We start from the raw sequence: 7,124 nt of genomic DNA, 5'->3' as shown, positions 1-7,124 counted from the left end.
CCGCTGCGCCACACCCGGGCCGCCGCCCCGATAGCCAGCCAAATCTTTTCTCGATCTGGTCCGGAGTCCAGGACCGCCGAAGGCGGCCGGCGAAGTCGGCGGGCCGAAGGCCCGTCCTTGACGCCGGACCAGATCGAGAAGACCCTCAAAGAACGGGTCGGCGGCCCACCCCCACCCCAAAAAACCTCAAGAGATCCGCCCCCGCCACCGCCCCCCAGCAACCAGCTCGACATTGATCCCAGCAGCCCGGACAGAAGCGATGAGCTCGTCGTCGAACATCTCCCCCGGCTGAGGCGGACTGAGCGTGTGAGCCCCGGCGACCCCGAGCTCGACGAGAGTCGATTCCAGATCAGGAGCCATGAAGGCGAGGTGATGGAGCCCGTACGCGTGCGGCCCAGGAGTCACCGGAGTGATCAGCTTGAGCGGGAGAGATCCGGGCTTCTCCAGGAAGACCCCGCGGACGCCCTGGCGGGTGTTGACGACCGGGTCGGTGACGCGGCGGTAGCCGAAGAGCCGCTCGAAGGCCTCAGCGGTGCGGAGGAGGTCGCGGACCTGGATGCCGATGTGGTCGAGCCGAAGGTCAGGCATCGTCACCTCGCGTCGCGGCGCCTTCGGCGACGGCGGTGGCGATGGCCATCCAGGGCCCGGGGACGGTGGCGACGCGCACCACCGTGACTCCGGCCAGAGCCGCCAGATCGGCCGCAGGGCCCGAAAGGGTGACCTCGAGCGACCCCGGAGGCCCTTCGATGACGGTGATCCCGCGCCACGGCAGCGGCCCGGACCACTCGCCGGGACCGAGCGCCTTCCAGACGGCCTCCTTGGCGGCGTACCTCATCGCGAAGGCGGTGGCGGGGGCCGCCGCGGCCATGCACTGGGCGATCTCGGCGTCGGTGAACCATCGCGCCGCGCCTCCGGATCCACGCATCCCCAGGAGCTTCGCGAAGCGCCTGATGTCGGCGATGTCGATCCCGACCCCCTGCAGGCTCATCGTGGACCCGTCGCTCTTCGTCAGCATCTCAGGCGACCGGGCTGTAGGTCGCGACCGTCTTCAGCAGCTCGGCGGCGACCGCCTCCGAGCCGGCCTCGTTGAGGTGGCCGCGGTCGAGGCTCAGGTGCTGGTCGAGCACGTGGTAGGTGTGGCCGCCCTGGCTGCGCTCACCCGTACCGGCGGACTCGATCGCAGCGATGTCCACGAGACGTCCCGAGGCTGCGTACTCCTGCCTGACCATCGCGTTGTAGCGCTCGCGGGCGATGTTGTCGGCCGGCCCCGTCCTGTCGTCACCACCCAGGAGCGCCCTGATCCTGGACCTCCATCCGCGATCCGCGGTCAGCGGCACGGTCGTATAGAGGAAACGTACGTCGGGATGCGCCGCCTCCACGTCGGCCATCATGGACCCGTAGGCGTCGAAGACGGCCTGCACGTCGGTGGAGGCGGTGATGTCGACGTAGCAGAGCTTCATCAGCGCCACGTCGACCCCTTCGGCCACCGGGCTGTCCAGCATCGCCGCGAACGCCGTGAACTTGCTCAGCGGCTCCCCGTTGACCCCGAGGTAGGCATGCATGAGCGATCCGTCCCGGGCGTCCTCGCCGGAGGAGACGTCCGCGATGACCGGGGCGGGCACCGAGGCGTCGGCGTACACCCTGGCGACCCCGTCGAGGATGTTCGATCCCACCGACTGGTGCCCGAAGAGCACCCTGGTCTCGCCCACTGCCCGCAGCTCGTCGTCGCTGGGCCACGCGATCGACTCGTTCCGTTCCGCCATCTCAGCTCACCTTGACGCCACCGCCACTGTCGTCGTCGACACCGGCGATGCAGTCCCCGGCACCGGACAGTCCCTCGGCCAACCTCAGGCACATGGCGCGTACGTCCTGCTTGATCACCTTGCCGCTCGCGTTGAACGGCAGCGCGTCGACGATGCGGACCACCTCGGGGACCATGTGCTTCGAGAGCTGCTCGCGACAGTGCGCGATGACGTCGGCGACCCGCAGTCCGGACCCCCGCCGACGCACCACCACCAGCTCGAGCCGCTCCCCTGCGGCGTCATCCGGCAGCCCGACCGCGGCCGCGGCGACGATGTCGGGCAGGTCCAGCACCACGGACTCGATGTCCTGGCTGGCGATCCGGTGCTCCCGCGACTTGATGAAGTCCTCGACCCGATCGACCACGTAGATGTAGCCGTCCTCGTCGACCTTCGCCAGGTCTCCCGTACGCAGCATCCCGCCCGGCATCTTGCGTGCCGTCGCTTCGGGGTCGTCGAGATAGCCGGGCGAGATGTTCGCGCCGCTGGCCCAGATCTCGCCGACCTCGCCCGGGGCGACGTGCACCCCGTCGCGGTCGAGGACCCGCAGGTCGACACCCGGGATGCCCCGGCCGATCGACCCGGGCCGCCGGGAGAGCTCCTCCGGCGGGAGATAGGAGAGCCGAGCGGTGGCCTCGGTCGCGCCGTACATCACGAAGACCCGCGCCTGTGGCTGCGCGCGTGCCAGCTGCTCCACCAGAGCCGGCGCCAGCCGGCCACCGGCCTGCTGGATCGTCCGCAGCGTCGGTACGGCCGTGCTGCCGAAGGTGCTGTTGCGCAGCAGCGTCCCGAAGGTCGACGGCACTCCGGCGAACCCCGTGCAGCGCTCGGAGGTCATCCGGTCCACCACCGCCTGCGGGAAGACGAACGTCGGCTGGATGACCATCGCGGCACCGGCGCGCAGATGGGTGTGCAGGAGCGAGAGCCCGAAGGCGTAGGTGAACGGCAGCACGACCAGCATCCGGTCCTCGGACGTGATGTCGAGGTAGCCGAGGATCGAGGTCGTGTTCGACTGGATGTTGCGGTGGGTGATCCGCACCGCGCGCGGATCGCCCGTGGTGCCGGAGGTGAACATGTAGAGCGCGTCCTGGTCCGGGTCGACCTCGACCCCGCCGGGCAGCTCGACCGACGTCGATCGCTGCTTCGGGACCAGCCGCTCCTTCCGCTCGACCACGACCGGGAGGCTCCGGGGCAGGCTCAGCCTCAGCGCCGCGGCCTGGGCGCGGCCCACCAGCAGCGCGTCGGCGCCGACCCAGCGTGCCCGGGCCACCACCTCCTCGGTCGGGAGCGTGACGGCGAACGGCACCACGACCAGCCCCATCCGGAGCGCGGCGAGATAGGCCGAGGTCCAGAACAGCCCGTTGGGTGCCATGATCCCGACCGGTGTACCCGGGGTCAGTCCGAGCCGGGAGAGCCGTCCCGTGAGCACGGACACGCTGGCTCGCAGCTCTTCGAAGGTGTACTCGCGACCGGCTTCGGCGAGCGCGATCGAATCCTCGGGCGCGTGCTCGAGAAGAAAGTCGGCAGTGTTCAACGTGGCCCGTCCCCCGGGATGCTTCGGCCGGGACAGTTCCCGGCCATGGCAACGTCGCACGCCCCACCTCGACCGGCGGTGGGGCGCTCGACAGGCTGCCTGAAATTGAGTACGCGACCCACCCATCGGTCCCGACTCGACTCTGCTACGCGTCGACTGGTCTCGTGAACCTCAAGCGCCTCCTCATGCTCGTGCTGCTCGGCGTGCTCGTCGGCGTCGCGATCTTCTGGATGCCAGGACGCTTCGACGACTCCTCCTCCGGCACCGACGGCAACGGCTCGACCTCGTCCCGGTCCGGCTCGCCGGGAGCCGACCCGAGCTCGGGCTCGAGCGCCGGGTCCGAGTCCGGCCGGAAGTCGGAGTCCGATCCCGAATCCGCGAGCGAGGCGCTGCCGGAGGCGGCCTCGACACCGAGCGGGTCGGGCGAATCGGGCCTGCCCGGCCTCACCGAGAAGCCACGTACGAAGACCGCGGCGCTGATCTCGGAGCCGCTGCCCAAGCAGGCGGTCCGCAAGAGCGCCCTGGTGGCCGGATACCCGACGGCACTCGAACCGCCGTCGCGGACCACGGTCGCCGTCTCCAGCGTCTCGCCCACCAAGGGCGCGCTCCAGGTGGCGCTGACCGCGACCTGCCGGCGGCCCTGCGACGTACTGCGTCACTTCCGGACCCGTCTCGCGCAGCACGGCTTCAAGGAGGTCACGGCGACGTCGGTCGAGAACACACCCGCGATCTCGCTGAAGCGTGGCGACGAGACCGTCAGCGTCACGATCACCCATACCGGGCGCCGCAACGTCGACTTCAGCCTCTACTCCGTCCTCCGCACGAAGACCTGAGCCGGTGTACCTGTCTCTCAGCGACCGTCCCACCACGAGTGCCGAGCCGCGGCAGTCCGGCGGGCGGGTCTCCCGGACCGTCGTCACCCTCGGCATCGTCAGCCTGCTGACCGACATCTCCTCGGAGTCGGTCTCGGCGATCCTGCCGCTCTACCTGACCGCGGTCGTCGGGCTCTCCCCGGTTGCGTACGGGCTCATCGACGGGCTCTATCAGGGCGTCTCCTCGCTGGTGCGGATCGCGGCCGGGTGGGCGGCCGACCGCACCGACCGGCCGCAGCCGGTGGCACTGGCGGGCTACGCGATGAGCGCGGTCGCGCGCCTCGGGCTGATCTTCGCCGGCGGCTTCGGGACGATCTCGGCGGCGATCTCGCTGGACCGGGTCGGCAAGGGCGTACGCACCGCGCCGCGCGACGCGATGATCGCCGCCTCCAGCGACCCGGCGCACCTCGGCCGCAGCTTCGGCGTCCACCGGGCGCTCGACACGATCGGGGCCACGCTCGGACCCCTGCTGGCGTTCGTGATCCTGTGGCGGATCGCCGACGGCTACGACACCGTGCTGGTCGTCTCGCTCGGCTTCGCCGTGCTCGGGGTGGCGACGATGGCGTGCTTCGTGCCGTTCCGCACCGGCGCCGTCCGCCGGACCGCCCCTCGCCTCGGCGAGCCGCGCCCGAAGGTGCGCTGGCGCACCGTGCTCACGCCGGGTCTCATGCGGGTGACCGGTGTGTCCGGCGTGCTCGCCCTGCTCACCATCGGTGACGGGTTCGTCTACCTGGCGCTGCTGGAGACCGGCGGCTTCGCGGCGCAGTGGTTCCCGGTCCTCTACGTCGGGACCAACCTCGCCTACCTCGCGCTGGCCGTACCGATGGGCAGGCTCGCGGACCGGGTCGGGCGCGTCAAGGTCCTCGTGCTCGGCCACCTTCCGCTCGCGGTCGCCTACCTGTGCGCCGCGACCGGGTCCGGCGCGCTCTGGACGACGTGCGCCGCGGTGCTCCTCCTCGGCGTCTTCTACGCCGCGACCGATGGCACCCTGGCCGCGGTCGCCGGGCAGCTGGTCCCGGAGGACGTACGCGCCAGCGGCATCGCCACCGCCCAGACCGCGGTCGCGTTGGCTCGGCTCGTCGCAGCGACGGGCTTCGGCCTGCTCTGGTACGCCGTCGGCCCCCGGGTCGCGATGCTCGCGGTCTGCGCGGTGCTGCTCGCCGCGATCCCGGCCGGGCTCGCCGTGATGCGCAGGGTGGTGCGATGACGACGTTCTGGGCCAAGCGGCGCACCGCGATCTTCGGGGCGATCGTCGTGCTCGTCACGGCCGGCGTGACGGCGTACGCCCTCTCCGCGATCGCGGAGAACGACCGGCGTACGTCCCGGGCGACCGAGGCGACGACCACCTCCATGCCGCAGATCGAGAAGGGGCCGCGGATCCTCTTCCGGCACACCGGCCGCGACGCCGACTACGGCCACGTCGGCGCCGTGGCACTGGACGATCCCGGCGGCGCCCGGGCGCTCACCGACCTGAGCTGCGACCGGGTCTACGCGCAGGCGCGGTCGGTCTCCTGCCTGGCGACCGAGCAGGGCGTGGTGAGCCGCTACCGGGCGACCGACCTGGCGACCTCGACCCCGGGGAAGGCGTGGCGGGAGGTCGACGGGACCGACCTGCCCGGGCTGCCCAGCCGCACCCGGATCTCGCCGGACGGGGAGCTGGTCTCCTCGACGGTGTTCGTCAACGGCGACTCCTACATGGTCAGCGGATTCTCGACGCGCACCCTCATCCGCCGGGTCGGTGGAGCGAGCTACGGCGACCTGGAGAAGTTCAGCCTGGTCGTCGACGGCCGCAAGGTCTCCCCGGTCGACCGCAACATCTGGGGCGTCACGTTCGCCGACGACGACCGCACCTTCTACGCCACCGTCGCCACGGGTGGGCGGACCTACCTGGCCCGCGGCGATCTCACCGAACGCTCGCTGACGACCATCGCCGACCACGTCGAGTGCCCGTCGCTCTCCCCCGACGGCACCCGGATCGCGTTCAAGGAGGCCGACAAGGACGGCACCCGGTGGACGCCCGCGGTCCTCGACCTCGCCACCGGCCGACGCACAGTGCTCGCCGGTGAGACCCACAGCATCGACGACCAGATCGAGTGGCTCGACGACGGCACCGTCCTCTACGGCCTGGAGCGCGAGGGCGAGCCGGTCGACGACGTCTGGGCGCTCGACACCTCGGCCTCCGCGACCCCTCGTGTGCTCATCCCGGAAGCGGCCTCGCCCGCGGTTCTACGCTGAATCGGGTACTCCGTCCCGGGTCCGGCACCCTCGCCGTCCGGGTCGCGCTTTGCTGTGCGGATGACCATTGAGGAGACTCACGCCGCGCCCCGGATAGAACTCAGCGCGAACGTTGACGACCGTGCCGTGATCGGCGCCGGGACCCTCGTCTGGCACCTGGCCCAGGTCCGCGAGCACGCCCGGATCGGCAGCGAGTGCATCATCGGCCGGGGGGCGTACGTCGGTCCCGGGGTCGTGGTGGGAGACCGCTGCAAGATCCAGAACCATGCCCTGGTCTACGAGCCGGCGGTGCTCGAGGACGGCGCTTTCGTCGGGCCGGCGGTGGTGTTCACCAACGACTACCTCCCCCGTGCCGTGAACCCGGACGGCACCCTCAAGGACGGCGAGGACTGGGAGGCGGTCGGTGTGACCGTACGCACCGGTGCCAGCATCGGCGCCCGAGCCGTCTGCATCGCGCCGGTCACGATCGGCGCCTGGGCGATGGTCGCGGCGGGGGCCGTGGTCACCCGCGACGTACCCGACCACGCGCTGGTCGTCGGGGTCCCGGCGCAGCGGATGGGGTGGGTCGGGCACGCGGGCGCACCGCTGGTCGCCCAGGGAGACGCCTGGCGCTGCCCGAAGACCGGCACGCTCTACGTCCTGCGCACCGCGAACGAGGACGACGGCCTGATCGCGATCTGACGA

General features: G+C 71.2%; 8 protein-coding genes. 4 read left to right on the top strand and 4 right to left on the bottom strand.

Annotated features, from left to right (window positions below):
• Positions 1 to 186 precede the first annotated feature (186 nt).
• Genes ACIRON_RS28910 through ACIRON_RS28895 form a run of 4 tightly spaced genes read right to left on the bottom strand, consistent with a single transcriptional unit; the run spans position 187 to position 3,333 of the window.
• A complete protein-coding gene (locus ACIRON_RS28910) occupies positions 187 to 588 on the bottom strand; it encodes a VOC family protein (RefSeq protein ID WP_402998275.1) in 402 nt (133 codons plus the stop codon).
• Entirely contained in the window at positions 581 to 1,015 is a 435-nt protein-coding gene (locus tag ACIRON_RS28905; protein ID WP_402998272.1) for a holo-ACP synthase, read from the bottom strand. The genes ACIRON_RS28910 and ACIRON_RS28905 overlap by 8 nt, the downstream gene beginning before the upstream one ends.
• Before the next feature lies 1 nt (position 1,016).
• Positions 1,017 to 1,763, bottom strand: coding sequence for a hypothetical protein (locus tag ACIRON_RS28900; protein ID WP_402998269.1), 747 nt, complete (start codon positions 1,761 to 1,763; stop codon positions 1,017 to 1,019).
• Position 1,764: 1 nt separating this feature from the next.
• Positions 1,765 to 3,333, bottom strand: a complete 1,569-nt coding sequence (locus ACIRON_RS28895; RefSeq protein ID WP_402998267.1) for a class I adenylate-forming enzyme family protein — start codon at positions 3,331 to 3,333, stop codon at positions 1,765 to 1,767.
• 164 nt (positions 3,334 to 3,497) lie between these two features.
• Between ACIRON_RS28895 and ACIRON_RS28890 the strand changes: the two genes are divergently transcribed.
• The 4 genes from ACIRON_RS28890 to ACIRON_RS28875 are packed head-to-tail and all read left to right on the top strand — an operon-like array spanning position 3,498 to position 7,121.
• A complete protein-coding gene (locus ACIRON_RS28890; RefSeq protein ID WP_402998265.1) occupies positions 3,498 to 4,166 on the top strand; it encodes a hypothetical protein in 669 nt (222 codons plus the stop codon).
• A 4-nt stretch (positions 4,167 to 4,170) separates the two neighbouring features.
• Positions 4,171 to 5,412: an MFS transporter gene (locus ACIRON_RS28885; RefSeq protein WP_402998263.1), complete on the top strand. Its 1,242-nt coding sequence runs from the start codon at positions 4,171 to 4,173 to the stop codon at positions 5,410 to 5,412.
• The gene (locus tag ACIRON_RS28880) at positions 5,409 to 6,440 is read left to right on the top strand and encodes a hypothetical protein (protein ID WP_402998260.1); all 1,032 of its coding nucleotides are present in this window, start codon (positions 5,409 to 5,411) and stop codon (positions 6,438 to 6,440) included. Before ACIRON_RS28885 ends, ACIRON_RS28880 begins: the two co-directional genes overlap by 4 nt.
• A 60-nt stretch (positions 6,441 to 6,500) precedes the next feature.
• Positions 6,501 to 7,121 (top strand): DapH/DapD/GlmU-related protein, encoded by a 621-nt coding sequence (locus ACIRON_RS28875; RefSeq protein WP_402998258.1) that lies wholly within the window; start codon positions 6,501 to 6,503, stop codon positions 7,119 to 7,121.
• Positions 7,122 to 7,124: the final 3 nt, after the last annotated feature.

The organism is Nocardioides sp. NPDC101246, from assembly GCF_044767415.1.
Lineage (GTDB): Bacteria > Actinomycetota > Actinomycetes > Propionibacteriales > Nocardioidaceae > Nocardioides.
This window is presented reverse-complemented; position numbering and strand designations above follow the sequence as displayed.